The sequence below is a fragment of the Legionella quateirensis genome (assembly GCF_001467955.1).
GTDB lineage: Bacteria > Pseudomonadota > Gammaproteobacteria > Legionellales > Legionellaceae > Legionella > Legionella quateirensis.
In genome coordinates this window covers 69532-88022 of the sequence record NZ_LNYR01000046.1, presented here as the reverse complement: position 1 = coordinate 88022, position 18491 = coordinate 69532, and the positions used below count along the sequence as shown (strand labels likewise).

The following is an 18491-nucleotide window of genomic DNA, read 5'->3' as shown; positions in this document are numbered from 1 at the left end:
AGTAGTTTCATTCAGTTACTTTGCAGTGTTAATATCTACTGGTTTTAATTGATACCGGTTCAAGAGCACCAATTGAGTTATACTTAAATAGCCCATAAGAAAGGGTTGTTGATCAATGGCATAGTCAACCAGTTTTCTTTTGATTAAAGACTGCGTGTTAGGGGTTTTATCAAAAGTATATACATGAGGTTTGTAATCAAAATGATAGCGCTCAGGGTGTTTTAGCATTTGTCCCAGAGGATCCAGGGCTTGAGAGGTTAAACAAAAAATCACATTGGTCTCAGGATGAAGTAAAAAGTAGGACTTAATTCGGGCTTGAACTTGATTTGCATCAATGCCTACATCCAGTTCCTCAAAGGGAACTTTTTGCTCGTTCAGGACAGTTTTAATTCCCTTAGAACGCATTTCAAGTCCTATATGTCCTGGTTGAGGATTAATAATAAGGGCTCTCTGCTCAGTTCCTGACAATCCTTTTGCTTTTTGAGCCAGCAGTTTACCTGCTAATAGATTATTTGCCCCTAAAAAAGCGAGATAGGGATTTTTATTTTTATCTTTGGGTTTTGTATCAAAGGCTACGACCGGTATGTTGTTCTTTATCGCATGATGCAGGCTTTTGGTAAAAGCTGTATCAGAGGGTAGAGTCGTAGCAATTCCCAATGGATGCGTAGCCAGCGCACTATCAATAAATTGTACTTGTTTAGGCACGTCATTTGCGCCGGATGGGGCTAAAATTTGTACTTCTATTTTTAAATCTTCTGCGGCTTTTTTGGCACCTTCAAATAAACTCAGCCAATAGGGGTCTTGTGACCCATGCGTAATCAGATAATATTTATCTCCGGCATGTACCAGACTATGACTGAACAATAGGGAGAAAAAAGAGAGCATTATTAAATAGATTCTCATAGATAAATCCTTTGATTGTTGTGTTTATTAATTACTAGAGAGCCATGAGCGAGTTGGATGATTCGATCAGCAGTTTCTGCAACATGTTCCATGCGATGAGTAATGAAGATAATTGCCATTCCTGTGGCTGCAATTCTCTTTATGTTCTCAATTACTTCATATGCCTGCTGAGGGGAGAGAGCACTAGTGGGTTCATCCAGTATTAGAAGTTTTGCGTTAAAATATTTAGCACGGCAAATTGCAAGTATTTGTCGCTCTCCACCCGATAATGTTTTAACCGGGGTGCAGGGGTTTAGTTGTCGTAGGAGTTTAAAATTCGCAAGAGACTCCTGAGTGAGCTGTTGCATGCGTTTTATGTCTAATCGACGAAACGGCCCATAGTGTTTTATTAGCTCATTTCCTAAAAAGAAATTACGCCAAAGGGATAATTCATCGACCAAGGCTAAATGTTGATATACTGCTTGTATACCAAGACAGCGCGCTTGTCGAGGGGCATTAAAATGATTAAATCGGATTCGTTGATTATTCCAGTAGATACTCCCGGCGTCAGGTTGGATGTAGCCGGTTATTATTTTAACCAACGTTGATTTCCCAGCGCCGTTGTCTCCAATTAATGCAACAATTTGGCTTGGATATACTTCAAAAGATACTTTATCGAGAATTTGATTTGAACCATATTTTTTACCTATATGATCCAGTTTGAGTAAAATGTGTTTTTCTGCTTCGGCAATCATCGGGCAGTCCGTGAAGATAAGTTAATTGTTACAGCCAAGATTAAAATGATTCCAACAAAACACCGATACCAATAGGTTGAAACTCCAATTTGGACTAATCCAGTATCTACAGTGCTAATCAGTAAGGTTCCTAATGCCGCACTTAATAATGACCCTTTACCGCCTTTAAGAGAAGTACCTCCTATAACTGTTGCAGCAATAGCATATAATTCATACTGATCTCCTGCCAGGGGAGATAAGCTGTTGAGATGGCTGAATTGAGTTGCACCTGCAAGAGCCGATAGCAATCCACACAGGGCAAAACAGTAGAATTTTATTTTTATTGTATTGATGCCTGATAGGTAAGCAACATCAGAGTTATATCCTGTGGCATAGATGTGATTTCCTAATTTAGTCCACTGAAGCACGTAGGTGAGATAAAGTGCGATGATTAACCACCAAAGAAATGACGCTAATAAATTTTGGTTCAATTCACCTGCCAGAATAGTCATAATGAGACTATTATCTTCAATAGATATGGGTAATCCCTGCGTGTATAAAAGAATAAAACTACGAACAATGAGCATGGTACCCAAAGTTACAATGAATGAAGGAATTTTAAGAAAAACAGTTAATGCGGCATTGATTAATCCAATAGTGGTGCCAGTTAACAAGGAAATGATTAACGCAAAACACCCATTAACACCTGATAGAGACAGTGAGCCAAATAGTATTCCAGATAAAGCGAAATTTGCACCCACAGAAAGATCAAATTCTCCAGCAATGAGTAATAAGGTAACGCCCAGTACAACAATGCCCAGGTCAGCTGCAGAACCAAGAATACTTGCCCAGGTTGTCGTAGAAAGAAAGTCAGGAGACAATAGGGCAAATAGACTCACAAGCCCAATAAAAGGGATTAATACTCCTGTAAACATATTATGGCTTATCTTATACATGGTGCTACCCATATAAACTGATTAGGCGAAGTGTACTTAATTTAAGTGAGATATTTAAGCTGTATTTATTTTTTATTTTGAGCAGTGTAATTGATATCTAAAGGTTAGCCTTTGTTGTTGCTTTCGTATGAATCAAGCTACACTAGTAATACTATGGATTGGACGAATTGGATGGAAACATGGGAAAATTAAAAGGTGGGCAACTTGTTGTTAAGTGTCTGGAAGCACAGGGTGTTGAATTTGTATTTGGTATCCCTGGCGCGAAAATTGATACGGTTTTTGATGCACTGGAAGATTCTTCTATTGAGTTAATCTTATGTCGTCATGAGCAAAATGCTGCATTTATGGCGCAAGCATATGGACGTTTAACCGGTAAACCCGGCGTGGTTCTGGTCACTTCTGGCCCCGGTGTTTCTAACCTGGCCACTGGATTATTGACGGCTACAACTGAAGGTGATCCTATAGTCGCTATTGGTGGAAATGTTCCACGCAGCATGGCCTTAAAAGAATCGCATCAAAATACGAATAACGTCGCATTAATGTCTCCAGTAACGAAATCCAGTGTTGAAGTTTTAGTGCCGCAAATGATTCCAGAAGTTTTTGCCAATGCGTTTCGTTGTGCTACTGCTCCTAAACGAGGCGCTTGTTTTATTAGTTTACCGCAGGATGTATTAACAGAAATGGTTAATGTGCCTGTAATTAAACCCTTGGATACTATTCGTTATGGAGTTGCGCATAAACACTCTTTGCTCGCTGTTGCAGATATTATTAATGCTGCAAAATTTCCGGTGTTATTATTAGGGCAAGAGGCAAGCCGACCAGAAAATACCAGAGCAATCCGCGCTTTATTAGAAAAAACTCATTTACCCACTATCGGTACTTTTCAGGCTGCTGGCGTGGTTTCAAGAGAATTGGTTTCCTGTTTTGCCGGACGGGTAGGTCTGTTTAGTAATCAACCCGGTGATCAACTGCTGAATAAGGCGGATGTAGTCATCACCGTTGGATTAAATATGGCAGAGTATGACCCTGAAAGCTGGAATGTTGGAAAACAAAGAACGATCATCCATATTGATTATTTACCAGCAAAAATTCATGAAACCTATCAACCGAGATATGAACTACTGGGCGATGTCGATGCAAATATTGCTGCTTTAACGGATTTATTAAATGCAGCAATGGTTGCTCAAAATGACAAGCATGTGAAACCTTATCATGATGCACATCAAAAAATCATTCAAAGTGGTGAACATTTATCAAAAGGAAACCTCCTGCATCCTTTACATTTTATCCATGAATTAAGAAATGCCATTGATGATGATGCTTATGTTGTTTGTGATATAGGTTCTGTTTATATTTGGATGGCGCGTTACTTTTTATCCTATGAACCACACCATCTCTTATTTAGTAATGGCCAACAAACCCTGGGTGTTGGTTTACCTTGGGCTATGGCCGTGAGTTTCGTTCATCCTGATAAACGAATAGTTTCATTGTCTGGCGATGGGGGATTTTTGTTTTCAGCTATGGAGCTTGAAAATGCAGTACGACACAAACAGAATTTCGTTCATTTTATCTGGCGGGATAATTGTTACAACATGGTGAAAGAACAGGAACTAATGAAATACAAGCGTGGCTCAGGTGTGGATTTTGGCACAGTCAATATAGTCGATTTTGCCAAGGCATTTGGGGCAAAAGGATATGAGTTAAAACATCCGTCCGATTTTAAATCTTTGCTACAAGAAACGCTTGCTCAAAAAGGACCGGTAATCGTCGATATACCAATTGATTACTCAGATAATCCCAAACTATTTGAAGCGGTGACTAGTAGTACTGGAAATTAAATTGTTCTTTATCACCCTAATCCGTCCCCATCTTTTGATGGGGGGCGGATTTCGTAATGGTTATTTCTGTTTTTCAATAGCCTGTGTTGCACTATGTAATTCTTCGGCACCAATTTTTAAATCGCTAAACGCTTCTGATTCGATTAACGCCAGCTCATAATTTTTAATCATACACACTTTAATTTGTGCCGATTTAAATTTAAATCGAAACACATGGCCTCCTTTCATATCGTCGGGATTTAAAAAATGCATATGATGTCCTGGGATGTTTAATGTTGAAAAATATTCAGGAAAGCGAAACCCTGCAAACACACCGTTGATGTTTTGATAGCTGAAATTGACTTGCACTTTGGGAAATGTTTTAACGAGTGATTGATACGGTTTGGGTTGACACGCCTCGGAACGACATTCGATTTCATCCAATAGGCATTCAAAGCGATAGGCATATATATAATTTAGAGAAGGGATCTTTTTATCAAATTCTTCAGAAAAATGCTCGAAGCTTTCTATGTTGTTTAATTCAAATTGATGTGTTTCATCAAAATGAACTACCCACGCAAAGGGGGTTTTTTGTTGTGGATCGACCGGGCGAGCAATACCGTCTTCGAGTATTCGATAAAATTGGCCATCAAAACCAATTAACTCACCATGTACTGCATCAAAAGTTCCAATTCCAAAATTACCTTTTTCGCTCAAAGTCTTAAGAGTGCAATCTCCATCATAGACTTTATCGATGAATCCGCATAATGCGCCAGTTTGAAACATTCTATTATGAGTACAGGTCATATTCGTTATCCTTGCAAGACGTTTAATGCCATTACTTAATTATAGCCGCCTTTAACCAGACTTTATCCATTTTTGTAACCTGATGAAATCAATTGTCTTTTTGGGCATTAGCAAAGCTGGAGCATAAAACACTCGTTCATGTTGGGTATGGCTTATACGAAATTCAAATAGCAGCATAACCACCACTTAACCTATAAATTAATCATTTAGCTCATAATAGAATCATTCGTAATGATTGGAGTTTTATTATGGGACTTGAGATCTTTACCTGGAAGAGCAGCTCTAAGGGTTTGGGGTTTGCTAACCCAGTTAAATCCACTTTATTCGGTGGCAATGTTGGCCATGCTGCTGTTGAACTAACCTTCCCTGCTGATGCAAGAGGAGAGGAGCTGGCAAAAAAATATCAGGATGTGCCCGGTCTTTCGATAAGCAAACGAACAGAAATTGTTCCTGAACGACAAGAAGATGACAGTTATAAACCAAAAGAGCAAGTGAGTTATTTTGTTTATTTTAGTTGGTGGCCAGGAAATACCAATGGGCATCATATTAATAATCACCGAGATGATTTGGAATCCGAATGGAGGCATGAGCCAGCTCCCAAGATTAAATCGGAAATTCATGAGCATTTATTTGAAGAGGGCATTCCTTTGGCTAATAAAACCAAGGTTAAGGGGATGTTGACCAGAGATAAAACAATTATCAAGATTAAAGAAATTGCACATCAACAACTTCAAAAAGATATTGAAGATGATCTTGCCTATAAGGAGCTCAAATCATCGGTAAATGCATTAGTATCTGAGATGCAGCACTTGCTCGATAAGGGAAACCTTTATAGACAAGAGTTAATTGCTGCTGCTCGTGAACAAAGAAAACCTGACACGAACCTTGATTTAAATGATGCTGAAGTTGCTCGTGTTTCTGAGATAAGCAAAGAGCTAAGAAGATTAGATGCACAAATTAAATTATGCAAAAGAGACTTTGAAGAGCGGCATCTCAGCGTTGGTGAATCACCCGCATCGGTTATTAGAATACCTACGAATCTTGATCACAATGCGCCTGCTTTTGCACTTGATGCTGAACAAGTCCTTGATAAAATGGCTAGTCTGGCTGAAAGCCCCAAAGCGTATAGTTTCTATAAATTTAACTGCTCTACTACTGCAACAGAAGTGGTCAAGGCTGGCATCAGTGATGAGTTAAAAGACATCATGAAGAACGATGGTTTTAGCGTCGACAGCGCAGCTAAAGCGACTATAGCTACACCGACATCCTGTCGTCATTTTAGTCAACAAATCCAAACAGAGTTAATCCATCTGAATCTCAATCAGGATCTTGAGATAAATCAGGACCAGATAATGCAACACGGTATAAAAGAAGCAAAGGCATCTGAAACACACAAAACAACCACTCTGGACTTCAAAAAAAGATTACACGATCTAATTAAAGATCCATCACAAGACGTAGATGAAAAGCAAGAAAATAGTGTCGAAGACGGCATCACTTTAAGCATGCATTAGTATTGTATTCTTTTAATCGAATTCCGCTGAGCCTCTATTTTATGATAGTAAACAGGTAACGTGCTCAAGAGGATAGTATCTAATGCATGATTAGATACTATCAACAGGGGAATATAAATGGCTTTTATTCGCACTCAAACACGCATGAATAAACTCAGGAACCCAAGGTTCTGCTCCATCACAGGGTTTAACACCACTAATATCGGGGATCTCCAGAGAGGCTCCATGTTCAACCAAGGATTGAATTATACTCCTTTCGCCTGCTTGTATTGCATAGTGCAAAGGGGTTTTACCGTTGATATCCTGAGTATTTAATTTGGCACCTGCTAATATCAACAGGTTCACGCAATCAATTTGCTTTTGCAAAACAGCCCAATGTAAGGCAGTACATCGTTTACCTGAAATATCCTGTTTACTAATGTCCTCAACACTCATCGATTTGATTAATACTTTTAACTCAAATATCCGTCCCCACGCTGCTGCGCGTCGCAATGCTTGATCATAAACAGGTGAGTTGATTTCACCGCTTTTACGTAAGGATTGGCACACACTGACACATTGTCTGTGAAGTTTGGTATGAGTAGGATTTCCTATGAAACTCAAAAGTTGACCGGCAAGGGTACCATTCGCAATTTTAATTATCTTCTGATTTGTTTCAATCAGGCGAGAGGGAACTGATGATATACTTAACAAATCTTTTGTCCTATTAACTTGACTGAGACTTAATGGTTTATCAGCAAAAAGTAAATTTGATAATTCAATGATTATCTGTGGCATAGCGCCAATTAAGCTGGAATCGTTGGAAGCAATGTCTTTTACAGCAAGTAGATATGATGCTACAAAATTGGTGTTATTGGGTAACGTTTGGTAATAGGGTAATTTTTTGTCATTCATTGCCTCTATGGCGCTCATCACCCCGGTTGACAGCACTAAGTTACCAGTAGACTTAGCGACCATGTGACGCATTAAGCAATTGTCTAGAGATTGATGATAATGAATCTTTGGCAGTTGCTGTAACAAAGAGGTTCCATGGTATTTCATTTCTGCTATAACTGCGGCTCTTACTTGTAGAGGCTTCTCAGAATAGTCACCAACCAGAACGTATTCACTTAAATCAGAAATCATGGTGTATTGAGCAATTGTGCGTAGATCTATTGACTTATTAATTTTAGCCAGATAAATAAATCCATAGTCTGTATTTGGAATTTGGAGGCTTTGCTCGTAACTTAACTCGGGTAATTCATCAGCTGTCTTTATTTTAGGTAAGCCCAAGCGGTCAGTGCCTAGTCCACTGCTTCCCAACTTTATATCGTCAGCATCAAAATGATTATACAGTTCGGGCTGTTCCCTCTGAAGTCCTAAATATCTAAAATAATGACGAAATGGTCCACTAATTGCATCTTGATTTGCAGCACCAATAAAAAGAAATTTACTATCTGGAGAAATAATCCGTTTCACTATGTCTGCTGGGGCATATTTGCAACGATTGGCTTCAATAAAGGCAACAACTTCAATTTTTACAGGATCTAATAACTCAAGAGCACTAATCCCTATACTTCTGCCTTCTATGATAACCCTGCCATCTATAGTTTTGCCGTAGAGTTTTTCAAATCGCTCCATGCCATCTAAAGTTGAGGTGAGAATTACATCAATATCATTTCCAGTCCTATCAATGTCTTCTTTCAAATCTTTAGCAATGTTCCCTGCAAAAGCGAAATCACCTTTGGCTGTTGTATTTTGGCAGTTTGCATAGATTAAAATGACTTTAGGCATGATTATCTCCACTTACATCAAATTGTCTAAATGATAAAACATTAACATTAAGAGAATATTAATATTAGCGGCCATTTTGTATGGTTTTTCTACAAACGTTTTTTTATTAATGAGTCGGATAAAAGTGAGGAATCATGCATGTAGTTTACCGCTTAATCTCAGAGCGAATGGATTTTTGATTTTGGATGAATGATTAATATTAATTGAGATAGAGGTCTAGTCTTTTGATAATCAGATGATAAACAAAAGACTTGGCTTCTTAATGGGTTACTAGGGTGTATTGACAATTCATCTATTTATTTCCAACGTCCCGTGACTTGTTACTGAGAGATCCTCACAAAATTGAAGCATCTTATAAGTGCCTACGTACCGCGCTTTATGCGCGGTATCCATAGTGATGGTAGTGCTATGCAAATACTGTTTTCCTTAGGAGCAAAGCTTGGATACCGCGCATAAAGCGCGGTACGTCGATTTTTAATTATAAATCAATTGGTTACGCTCGCATTTTGTGACCATCTCTCAGGACTTGTTCGCGGGATCCAGAGATCAAGTTTCATTAACAAACATAATGTATTCATCAAGATCGAACTGGATCCCGCGAACAAGTCGCAGGAGGTGGAAATCGAAAATGTCAACAGCCCCTAGTTAAAAATTGGAGTATGTGTATTTTTAGCTTGTAATTCTGGGAAATAGTTATTCAAGAACTCACCTACAGTGATAGTGGGATCTAATAATGCGTTCTGTGTTATTGGTTGATGAAAACGTGGTGCGCATGAATAACTGCGTCCTCCTATAAGAGCATCTATCTCATCTTTTTCAAGTAACCTATTCATTCTTAACTCAGTGATTAACCGGCTATCAGGAGTAGAATTTAACAATTTATTGATAATAGATTTAAATTTGGATCTGACTTCAGTTAAATTTGTAAATTTTAAAGCAGAACGTTCGCCTGTAACAGGATTCTCTACTGTTCTTATACCGGTATGATATGTATTGTAGTATTCTTTCTTATTCGATAATGCGTGTTCAAAGTCAAAACCTAATTGCTCTGATATCCGCCCATTAAATCCAACCACATCTTTTATCATATTTAAATGGCTGTCACAGGACATTTGGTCACATTTAAACCACGAGCGAAACAATATATTTTTAACATAACTGTTATGATCATCCAAAGCTACGCATAAATCAGTTAATGTATAGTATCGTGCATCCGTCAAGCGAACGTCTCGATCATGAATAATAGTAGTTATGTTGAGCAAAACGTGTGAAAATTGACTGGGCGTGATCATGTTTCTTCCAGTTAAGGTATAACCCCCACGTTTACGCAATTCCACATGAGCCATTTTTTTAATGTAGGCAAGAATTTGACCTGATTGTTGCTCAGTAATTACATCTCCAGTGATCTCAAGCTTTTTAACTATTTTAGCTAAGGCTTCATAGCATACTTCTTCGATCAGATTATGGACAAAGAATATTCTTTTTGCATTCTCAATTTCCTGAGGTGAGCATTGAGTCCCCAGTTCTTGTGCTTTTAAAAGTAATTTATTGAACGCCTCAGTATACTTTTGTTCTCTGAGTTCTTCCTTGCTCATTATTGGTGGTTTCACATTGGGTACCGGGTGTTCTTGTTCAGTAAAAAAACCTGCTAATTCCCATGTGCCATGGCTTACGAGAACCAGGGCTCCAACTATTGGATTAATAGCTGTTGTTACGGCTGCAAGCAATCCAAAGGTTGCGCGTACATAAATTTGGGTTTCTGAAGAAATACTTTGAGGTAGATAGTTTTTAGGGATTGCAAAAAATTTCATTTGCTGTACTCAATAGGCATCTTAAAGGGCAAATATTATACATAAGGAACATTAAGGAAACATTAAGAATTCTGTAATCGTATTGAATTTAAACGGTTTAAATGACGTTTGAATGAGACAATTTTGAGTAATGAAGATGCTGAGGCGGGGCGATTGCCCCTGCCTGCAGGAAAGGATTAAGAGTGCATCTGTTTTTTAAGCCAGGCTTTTGCTTCTGCGCTGACCTGTTCATCACTTAAAGCCATTTCATAAATGGTTTGTTTACGAGCTGTTTCATTCCCATACAAATCATCAAGTGCTTCATTCCATAGTGATAAAACGGTAGCGTCTGGTTTTTTACCAACGAGTTCGAGAATGCCAAAAATTCGATTTTTCCAGTAGGCGTTGGTGGCTTTTTCTACCCAGGTCATTAATTCAGGTGTTAACCCAATGTCTTGTAAACCTTTGCCTTCCCCAAAGCCTTTTTCCCATTTTTTGGTTCTTAGGTGGGCATATTTTTTTCCATAAATTCCATTGACCCATGCCATGTATTTTTTGCCTAATTCAATACCTGAAGCAGATTGAGGATCCTGGTTCATATTCATTTTCAGCTCAGCCAAAAGTTGCTGCCATTGTTGTTCAAAAGCAGCTTTTTGCTCTGGAGTTTTATTGGCTTTCATTTCTTTTTCGAATTCAGCATACTGTTTTAATTCATCAGGGGTGAATATTTCTTTTACCCAGCTGTGTTCAAGATTATCTGTCATTTTATAGACCTCTATAAGTTGTATAATGGTTTCCCATGGTATGGATTTATGACTATCAACAGTATCAATGATGCTTTGCAGCGCTTTTGCACCATCAACCAAAGCCCTTCCTTTTTCTTCCAGCACCCGGACCTGGTTGTTAAAATGCTTTAGTGCCTCACTTTCTTCTGTGAGCAGAGTTTTGATTTGTGCTAACTCAAACCCGAAAAACTTCAAAGCAATAATCTGTTGCAGTTGCAATAAATCCTGTTCAGAGTAAACACGATAACCATTAGGCATTCGTAACGAAGGCTTCAATAAATTAATGCGATCATAATGATGCAGTGTTTGCACTGTTATGCCGGTTAGTTTAGCTAAGTCTTTTACGAACCATTGAGTCATTGTATTTCCTCCTTGTTAACTAAGATAAGGTCTATAGCAACAATAGGGTCAAGTATTATTTAAGCATAATTGTAATTATTTTTTATGTATAGGAATCTGACTCTGTAACCAATAATAAAATCCTGACGAATCGAAGAGAAGCATATAGAGTTTGTAGCCCGTATTAGCGCAGCGTAATACGGGGGAAAATCATGTTCGAAGCTCAAAGTCCCCCGTATTACGCTGCGCTAATACCGGCTACGATGGTTTGATTTTCGGTGAGTATTATTTATTTTTTCTTGGCATCTACCGCCCCAGGATTAAGGCAATAGCAAAAGTGCAAGAACATCACGGTTTATTTGTTGACGCTGAAATAATAAAATTGTTGCATTAGTCAAAAGAAGAATTTACTCTGATTTTTTGATACATGTTTTATTTTATTTTCCTGGTATCCCTTTAAACTTAGATTTTTTTTCAATTTTAAACATGGAATGTTATGTGGATTGTACGGATTGCGCTGACACGACCTTACACATTTATAGTATTAGCTCTATTGCTGCTCATCATTGGGCCATTGTCTATAATGCGTACTCCCACCGATATTTTTCCGGACATCAACATTCCGGTCATTAGTGTTATCTGGAGCTACTCAGAATTGCCACCTGACGATATGGGCAATCGAATTACCAGCGTTTTCGAAAGGGTATTACCTACTACTGTCAACGATATTGAACATATTGAATCTGAATCTTTAATTGGTGTCAGTGTAGTCAAGCTATTCTTTCAACCCGGTGTGAATATTGAGCTCGCCTTGAGTCAGGTTACTTCTATAGCTCAAACGATTCTGCGTTCCTTGCCTCCTGGTACTCTGCCTCCGTTGATATTAAATTATAAAGCATCAACCGTTCCTATTTTGCAATTGGTTTTATCCAGTGACACCATTCCTGAACAAGAACTAAATGATTTGGGCAATAACTTTATTCGTCCACAATTAGCGCCTGTGGCAGGAGCTTCCTTGCCTTATCCATATGGAGGTAAAGTACGTCAGGTACAAGTTGATCTGGACTTGCAAGCCATGCAAACGTATGGAGTATCTCCTTTAGAAATCAATACCGCTATTGAAGCGCAAAATCTAATCATCCCTTCAGGAACACAAAAAATTGGTGATTATGAGTACATTGTAAAGCTCAATAATAGTCCTCTAAAGGTAAACGACTTAAATGATATGCCCGTTAAAACTACTCCTGGTCGGGTTTTATATATTCGTGATGTTGCTCATGTACGTGATGGTTTTGCACCGCAAACCAATATAGTACGGGTCGATGGTAAGCGAGCCGTAATGATGTCAGTTCAAAAAACAGGCGATGCTTCAACTTTGGGAATTATCAAGCAGATCAAAGCGTTATTACCCAAAATTAAAGAAATTATGCCCGCAGGTTTAAATTTGGGACAATTTGCGGATCAATCCATATTTGTGACTTCAGCGATTCAAGGAGTGATTACAGAAGGGATTATTGCTGCATCATTGACTGCTCTTATGATTTTAATATTTCTTGGTAGTTTACGCAGTACCTTAATCATTAGTATCTCCATTCCTCTATCCATTATCGGTTCACTAACCATACTTTCAGTATTGGGTGAAACGATAAATATTATGACATTGGGTGGTCTGGCATTAGCGGTAGGTATTTTAGTTGATGATGCAACGGTTGCTATTGAAAACATCAATTGGAATTTGGAGCAAGGTAAAGAGGTAGAAGAGGCCATTTTAGATGGCGCACATCAAATTGCCATCCCCGCATTAGTGTCTACTTTGTGTATCAGTATCGTGTTTGTACCGATGTTTTATCTAGGAGGGGTCGCTCAATATTTATTTGTGCCTCTGGCAGAGGCAGTTATTTTTGCCATGTTAATCTCTTATCTTTTATCACGAACTCTTATTCCTACGTTGGCAAAATATCTGCTGCACAAGCATGATGCTAAAAAAAAGGAACAATCTCAAAATTTCTTCGCACGAATTCATCTTCAATTTGAAAAAAAGTTTGAAATTTTTCGAGAAAATTACAGTACTTTATTGAATAAGGCATTGCACAATGCCACTTATTTTGTCGGGATTTTTTTAGTATTTATTGTTTCATCCGTTGTTTTATTATGGCCTTGGCTGGGTAGTAATTTCTTTCCCAATGTTGATGCTGGCCAAATAAAGCTTCATATTCGTGCTCCTACAGGAACTCGCGTTGAGGTTACCGCACGTTACGTTGACACTATAGATAAGCTTATCAGAACAGTTATTCCTCCTCAGGAATTGGATACCATAGTGGATAATATAGGTTTGCCTGTGAGTGGAATCAATTTATCGTACAGTAATTCTGCTCCTGTTGGACCAGAGGATGCAGATATCCTGATTTCTCTGAAACCAAAACATCACTCTGTTTTTGACTATCAGCGTGAATTAAGAACCGTGCTTAATCAGAAATTTCCGGATATATCCTTTGCATTTTTACCAGCAGATATTGTGAACCAGACCATTAATTTTGGTCTTCCTTCACCCATTGATATTCAGATAATTGGCTTGAAGCAAGATGAAAACAGAATTTATGCGAAAAAATTGATGCAACGATTAAAAGAAGTTCCTGGTCTTGTGGATATTCGGGAGCACCAGGCAATGAACTATCCTGAATTATTTGTTGATATTGACAGAAGTAAAGCAAAGGAACTAGGGATAACTCAAAGTAACATTGCCAGGAATTTATTTATTGCTTTGTCGGGCAGTTTTCAAACGACGCCTACTTTTTGGTTAAGTCCTGAAAATAAAGTTTCTTATCCTATCGTAGTCCAGGCACCACAATATGTGATGAACTCTTTACAAGCATTACGCAATATCATGATTGACGGGATTTCTCCCAACATACAATCAGCTGCGCAACATCAGATATTGGGAGCATTGGGTACCATTACACGAAAATGGACTTCTGTTGTTGAATCTCATTATAACGTCATGCCGGTCATTGATATTTTTGCAGCGACACAAGACAGAGATTTAGGTTCGATTACTCATGACATCAATCAGATCCTTGCCGAAATGAAGAGTGAAGTGCCTTTAGGTTCGACTATAGCGGTCAGGGGACAGATTGATACCCAGCAACAGGCATTTCAGGGATTGTATTGGGGAATTGTTTTTTCTGTTCTATTAATTTATTTACTTATTGTGATTAATTTTCAATCCTGGGTTGATCCCTTTATCATCATTACGGCCTTACCCGCTGCAATTGCTGGCATTGCCTGGTTTTTATTTATTACCTGTACTACGTTGAGTGTTCCTGCATTAACAGGGGCGATTATGTGTATGGGAGTTGCCACATCAAACAGTATTCTCATTATCAGTTTTGCCCGTCAACATTTATTAGAAACAAACAATCCGTTACTGGCCGCTATGGAGGCAGGAAGAACTCGTATTCGTCCTGTACTGATGACCGCATCAGCAATGATTATCGGTATGATGCCTATGGCTCTTGGATTGGGTGATGGCGGTGAGCAGAATGCTCCATTAGGCCGAGCTGTAATTGGAGGGTTGTCTTTTGCGACAATTGCAACGCTCTTTTTTGTGCCTACGGTGTTTTACATGATTCATAATCATCAATTGAAAGTGAAGCAAAGGAATAATAATGCTTAAGGGAATTAAATATCAATTTAAAGAGCATAAAAGCAATCCACTGTTTGTGTTTCTGGTTCTTTTTTTAATGCTTTTTTTAACCGTTATTGTTTATCGTGTTTATTCAGCGATTATCTTACGCCAACAAACCCGAGCCGATGAGGTCAACTATGTCAGAGTACTCACCGCAACTCCTCTTAGCGGAACAGAACGAATTATTTTACCGGGTAATGTGCAGGCTTGGCATGATGCTACAATTTACGCGCGAACGAATGGGTACATTAAGAATTGGTATGTTGATATTGGCAGTCATGTAAAAAAGGGAGATTTACTTGCTGTTATTGAAACTCCCGAGCTGGATGCTCAACTTCGTCAGGCAGAGGCGGATCTCAATACTGCTATTGCGAATAATCAAATCGCTCAATCTACCGCTAAACGTTGGGTGAATCTGGTAAAATCCAATTCAGTATCCAAGCAAGAGCGCGATGAAAAAGTAAGCGACGCTGCATCGAAATATGCCCTGGAAGTGGCAGCTCGCGCCAATGTAGATCGACTAAAGGAACTGGTGAGTTTCGAGCGAGTTATAGCACCCTTTGATGGTGTGATTACTTCCAGAACAACCGATATAGGTTCATTAATCAATGCAGGAAGTAGTGATACCGGTTTACCGTTGTTCCAGATAGCTCAAACCAATCCATTGAGAATTTATGTGAAAATTCCTCAGAATTATTCATCACGAATTACTCCTGATATGAAGGTTAGTTTGACTTTCGCAGAGCACCCGGGGCAAACTTTTCCTGCGCAATTAATAAAAACTGCCCAGGCTATTGATCCTGCAACTCGAACCTTGCTGGCTCAGTTTAAAGCGGAAAATTCTAATGAAGAACTGCTTGCGGGCGGATATACAAAGGTGACTTTTACTTTCACCATTCCTAAAAATACATTTCGTTTGCCGGTAAATACTCTTTTGTTCCAGGCACAAGGATTGCAAATTGCTGTAGTTGATAAAAATAATCAGGTTGTTTTAAAACCGATAACCATCAGTCGGGATTTTGGAGATGTAGTAGAGATTGATGAGGGAATAAACGCAGGAGAAAAAATTATTCTTAATCCTTCTGATTCTATAATAAATGGTGAACACGTTAAGGTTGTTTCATGAACAAGATCATTATTTTGGGAATCGTCATTTTTATTGTAACAAGTTGTTCTTTTGCTCCCAAATATGAACGACCATTTATGCCCGTTCCTGCACATTTTAAAGAAACCGGGACATGGGTTCCAGCCAAAACGAAGATGCCTTCTTCTAAAGTTACTCCCTGGTGGGAAGTATATAACGATCCCGTTTTAAATAAATTAGAGCGTTTGATTGAGGTTTCAAACCAGGATCTTAAAAAAATATTTTTTCGTTATCAAGAAGCGCTGGCATTGGTTCAGGTATCCAGGGCAGCCTTTTTTCCCAACATTCAGGGAACGCTTAATGCCAACAGGCAACAGACTTCAACAACTATGGCAGATCCATCGACAATTCCTTTGTATAATAATTACATCATTGGTTCTCGGGTCAATTATGAACTTGATGCTTGGGGAAGTATTAGCAATGCAGTTGCGGCACAACAAGATACAGCACATGCAACGGAAGCTGAACTTGCAGCAATCTCTTTAAGTTTGCATGCAGAACTGGCTAGTGATTATTTTTCGCTAAGAGGTTGTGATGAGTCACAACGTATTTTAGATGCTACAGTCGTTGCTTATCAAAAAGCCTTGTACCTAAATAAAAAGCGTTATCACGGTGGCGCTTCTCCAATAGAAGCTGTAGATCAGGCTGAGACGCAACTGGAAAATGCAAAGACTGCTGCAGCAGATATGCGCCTGAAACGCGCACAGTATGAACATGCTATTGCGATACTTATTGGCCAATTCCCAGCAGATTTTTCTTTGCCTCCTGCTAAATTATCTCGGACGCTTGTCAAAGTTGCTCCAGATCTTCCTTCAACTTTATTAGAGAGAAGACCTGATATTGCAGCAGCAGAGTTTCGTGTACAAGCTGCTAATGCCACTATTGGGGTTGCACGAGCGGCATTTTTTCCTGTGCTGGATCTGACCGGGATTCTTGGTTTTCAAAGTCAGAGTTTATCCAATCTGATTTCAAAGCCCAGTTTAATCTGGTCTTTAGGGCCAATCAGCACGCTCGCTTTGGCGCAGCCACTTGTTGCTCAGCCAATTTTTGAAGGAGGCAAGTTAGTAGGGCAGTTAAAATATGCAAAGGCCAGTTATTTTGAAACAGTAGCAGATTATAGACAAACGGTATTAACTGCATTTCAGGAAGTAGAAGACAGTCTGGTTGCTGTAAATCAACTGGATCAGGAAATTCGTAGTCAAAAAGCGGCTGCTCAGGCAGCAAAACGTGCATTAACACAAGCAAACAATCGTTATTCTGGAGGTATTGTGACGTTCCTGGACGTAGTGGTAGTTGAAAACACAGCCTTACAAACAGAACTTGCAGCGGTTAATGTGCTCACTCGGCGCCAAATTGCCAGTGTTCAATTGATTAAGGCATTAGGCGGAAGTTGGGTGCATGTGAATAAAGTACACTAGATGGTATCTCTTCGTTATAACCGTTTTTAAATAGTGTACTTTAATTGTAATTTTTCTTTTATGTTTAGTGAATTTGTATCTCATATTCGTGCATCGCTATGTAGAGCTGGTTTTGATTTAATCATTTCATAGGGCTTTGTTAATTCACCGAGATCAACATGACGTCATCCTCGCGAAAGCGGTGATCGATTAAGTAAACACTATCATGTGCTCATTTGATGCATGGATTCCCGCCTTCGCGGGAATGACGCGCATTTTAATCAGACGGATATATTTTCGATATTTATTAGCTATTTTTTCTTGGCATCAACAGACCCAGGATTAAGGCAACGGCAAATAGTGCAAGAACGTCACCACACAGGTGCCCCATATGTTGAGGGTAGACAATAGATTGAATACCCATAATCCCTCCATGCACTATGCTCGACCAGATTGTGAACCAGATGAGACTGCGGTGTTCTAAAGGATTTCTGGAAGCAATTAGCAAGAATACGCCAAGTGTTGCGTAAATCCCAAGAATCATTTGCAAATATTCTGATTGTCCGGAGTGCCATGCCCAGCCTGTTGGCCAAACAATCGTCAAGGGGTAAATTCCAAAAATAAAGATCAACCCAACCACAAATAAAGCGGCCTTTAAGTAGGTTAAGCGATTGTTCTCAAAAGGATTACTCATTTTTTATCTCGCGCTAAACGTTATTTCTATGCACAATATCGCTGTTACTCATAATTATGGCTCATTAAGATATACATACTTTTCATGATTTTTAAGTTCTATCTCTGCATGGGAAAGGTTAAGATGTATCCTTGGATCCTGTCACACTTGGAGCATTGTTCTAATGAACAGAGT

The 18491-nt window shown here is 38.9% G+C and carries 13 protein-coding genes; 5 read left to right on the top strand and 8 right to left on the bottom strand.

The features are described from left to right. Positions 1 to 15: 15 nt before the first annotated feature. From Lqua_RS15385 to Lqua_RS15375, 3 genes are read right to left on the bottom strand one after another with little or no spacing between them, the layout of a single operon-like run. Positions 16 to 903, bottom strand: a complete 888-nt coding sequence (locus tag Lqua_RS15385) for a substrate-binding domain-containing protein (RefSeq protein ID WP_058475174.1) — start codon at positions 901 to 903, stop codon at positions 16 to 18. After that, positions 900 to 1637: an ATP-binding cassette domain-containing protein gene (locus tag Lqua_RS15380; RefSeq protein ID WP_058475173.1), complete on the bottom strand. Its 738-nt coding sequence runs from the start codon at positions 1635 to 1637 to the stop codon at positions 900 to 902. The genes Lqua_RS15385 and Lqua_RS15380 overlap by 4 nt, the downstream gene beginning before the upstream one ends. Beyond that, the gene (locus Lqua_RS15375; RefSeq protein WP_058475172.1) at positions 1634 to 2572 is read right to left on the bottom strand and encodes an ABC transporter permease; all 939 of its coding nucleotides are present in this window, start codon (positions 2570 to 2572) and stop codon (positions 1634 to 1636) included. Before Lqua_RS15375 ends, Lqua_RS15380 begins: the two co-directional genes overlap by 4 nt. A 179-nt stretch (positions 2573 to 2751) precedes the next feature. On the opposite strand from Lqua_RS15375, the gene alsS reads away from it, so the two are divergent. Continuing rightward, the gene (gene alsS, locus Lqua_RS15370) at positions 2752 to 4410 is read left to right on the top strand and encodes an acetolactate synthase AlsS (RefSeq protein WP_058475171.1); all 1659 of its coding nucleotides are present in this window, start codon (positions 2752 to 2754) and stop codon (positions 4408 to 4410) included. Between the two features lie 60 nt (positions 4411 to 4470). On the opposite strand, the gene budA is transcribed toward alsS, so the two are convergent. Continuing rightward, positions 4471 to 5196 (bottom strand): acetolactate decarboxylase, encoded by a 726-nt coding sequence (gene budA / locus Lqua_RS15365; protein WP_058475170.1) that lies wholly within the window; start codon positions 5194 to 5196, stop codon positions 4471 to 4473. A 248-nt stretch (positions 5197 to 5444) separates the two neighbouring features. Here budA and Lqua_RS15360 point away from each other — a divergent pair, with 248 nt between their 5' ends. Next, positions 5445 to 6710, top strand: a complete 1266-nt coding sequence (locus tag Lqua_RS15360; protein WP_058475169.1) for a hypothetical protein — start codon at positions 5445 to 5447, stop codon at positions 6708 to 6710. 90 nt (positions 6711 to 6800) lie between these two features. Here the strand turns inward: Lqua_RS15360 and ankY are convergent, their stop codons facing one another. The 3 genes from ankY to Lqua_RS15345 all read right to left on the bottom strand — a co-directional run bounded on the left by ankY (position 6801) and on the right by Lqua_RS15345 (position 11418). Then, a complete protein-coding gene (ankY, locus tag Lqua_RS15355; protein WP_058475168.1) occupies positions 6801 to 8483 on the bottom strand; it encodes a Dot/Icm T4SS effector AnkY/LegA9 in 1683 nt (560 codons plus the stop codon). Between the two features lie 641 nt (positions 8484 to 9124). Beyond that, a complete protein-coding gene (locus tag Lqua_RS15350; protein ID WP_058475167.1) occupies positions 9125 to 10294 on the bottom strand; it encodes a hypothetical protein in 1170 nt (389 codons plus the stop codon). Positions 10295 to 10470: 176 nt separating this feature from the next. Further along, positions 10471 to 11418: a MerR family transcriptional regulator gene (locus Lqua_RS15345; protein ID WP_058475166.1), complete on the bottom strand. Its 948-nt coding sequence runs from the start codon at positions 11416 to 11418 to the stop codon at positions 10471 to 10473. A gap of 475 nt (positions 11419 to 11893) precedes the next feature. Here Lqua_RS15345 and Lqua_RS15340 point away from each other — a divergent pair, with 475 nt between their 5' ends. From Lqua_RS15340 to Lqua_RS15330, 3 genes are read left to right on the top strand one after another with little or no spacing between them, the layout of a single operon-like run. Then, positions 11894 to 15070, top strand: a complete 3177-nt coding sequence (locus tag Lqua_RS15340; RefSeq protein ID WP_058475165.1) for an efflux RND transporter permease subunit — start codon at positions 11894 to 11896, stop codon at positions 15068 to 15070. Next, positions 15063 to 16208 carry an efflux RND transporter periplasmic adaptor subunit gene (locus tag Lqua_RS15335; RefSeq protein WP_058475164.1) on the top strand — a complete coding sequence of 382 codons (1146 nt, stop codon included), beginning with the start codon at positions 15063 to 15065 and terminating at the stop codon, positions 16206 to 16208. The genes Lqua_RS15340 and Lqua_RS15335 overlap by 8 nt, the downstream gene beginning before the upstream one ends. Next, a complete protein-coding gene (locus Lqua_RS15330) occupies positions 16205 to 17644 on the top strand; it encodes an efflux transporter outer membrane subunit (RefSeq protein WP_058475163.1) in 1440 nt (479 codons plus the stop codon). The genes Lqua_RS15335 and Lqua_RS15330 overlap by 4 nt, the downstream gene beginning before the upstream one ends. Positions 17645 to 17930: 286 nt before the next feature. Here the strand turns inward: Lqua_RS15330 and Lqua_RS15325 are convergent, their stop codons facing one another. Beyond that, positions 17931 to 18317: a DUF6632 domain-containing protein gene (locus Lqua_RS15325; protein ID WP_058475162.1), complete on the bottom strand. Its 387-nt coding sequence runs from the start codon at positions 18315 to 18317 to the stop codon at positions 17931 to 17933. Between the last annotated feature and the right edge of the window lie 174 nt (positions 18318 to 18491).

Excerpts from the sequence above, each read along its gene's own strand:
- Lqua_RS15385 (WP_058475174.1), bottom strand. The coding sequence starts at position 903 with ATGAGAATCTATTTAATAATGCTCTCTTTTTTCTCCCTATTGTTCAGT.
- Lqua_RS15380 (WP_058475173.1), bottom strand. The coding sequence starts at position 1,637 with ATGATTGCCGAAGCAGAAAAACACATTTTACTCAAACTGGATCATATA.
- Lqua_RS15375 (WP_058475172.1), bottom strand. The coding sequence starts at position 2,572 with ATGTATAAGATAAGCCATAATATGTTTACAGGAGTATTAATCCCTTTT.
- alsS (WP_058475171.1), top strand. The coding sequence starts at position 2,752 with ATGGGAAAATTAAAAGGTGGGCAACTTGTTGTTAAGTGTCTGGAAGCA.
- budA (WP_058475170.1), bottom strand. The coding sequence starts at position 5,196 with ATGACCTGTACTCATAATAGAATGTTTCAAACTGGCGCATTATGCGGA.
- Lqua_RS15360 (WP_058475169.1), top strand. The coding sequence starts at position 5,445 with ATGGGACTTGAGATCTTTACCTGGAAGAGCAGCTCTAAGGGTTTGGGG.
- ankY (WP_058475168.1), bottom strand. The coding sequence starts at position 8,483 with ATGCCTAAAGTCATTTTAATCTATGCAAACTGCCAAAATACAACAGCC.
- Lqua_RS15350 (WP_058475167.1), bottom strand. The coding sequence starts at position 10,294 with ATGAAATTTTTTGCAATCCCTAAAAACTATCTACCTCAAAGTATTTCT.
- Lqua_RS15345 (WP_058475166.1), bottom strand. The coding sequence starts at position 11,418 with ATGACTCAATGGTTCGTAAAAGACTTAGCTAAACTAACCGGCATAACA.
- Lqua_RS15340 (WP_058475165.1), top strand. The coding sequence starts at position 11,894 with ATGTGGATTGTACGGATTGCGCTGACACGACCTTACACATTTATAGTA.
- Lqua_RS15335 (WP_058475164.1), top strand. The coding sequence starts at position 15,063 with ATGCTTAAGGGAATTAAATATCAATTTAAAGAGCATAAAAGCAATCCA.
- Lqua_RS15330 (WP_058475163.1), top strand. The coding sequence starts at position 16,205 with ATGAACAAGATCATTATTTTGGGAATCGTCATTTTTATTGTAACAAGT.
- Lqua_RS15325 (WP_058475162.1), bottom strand. The coding sequence starts at position 18,317 with ATGAGTAATCCTTTTGAGAACAATCGCTTAACCTACTTAAAGGCCGCT.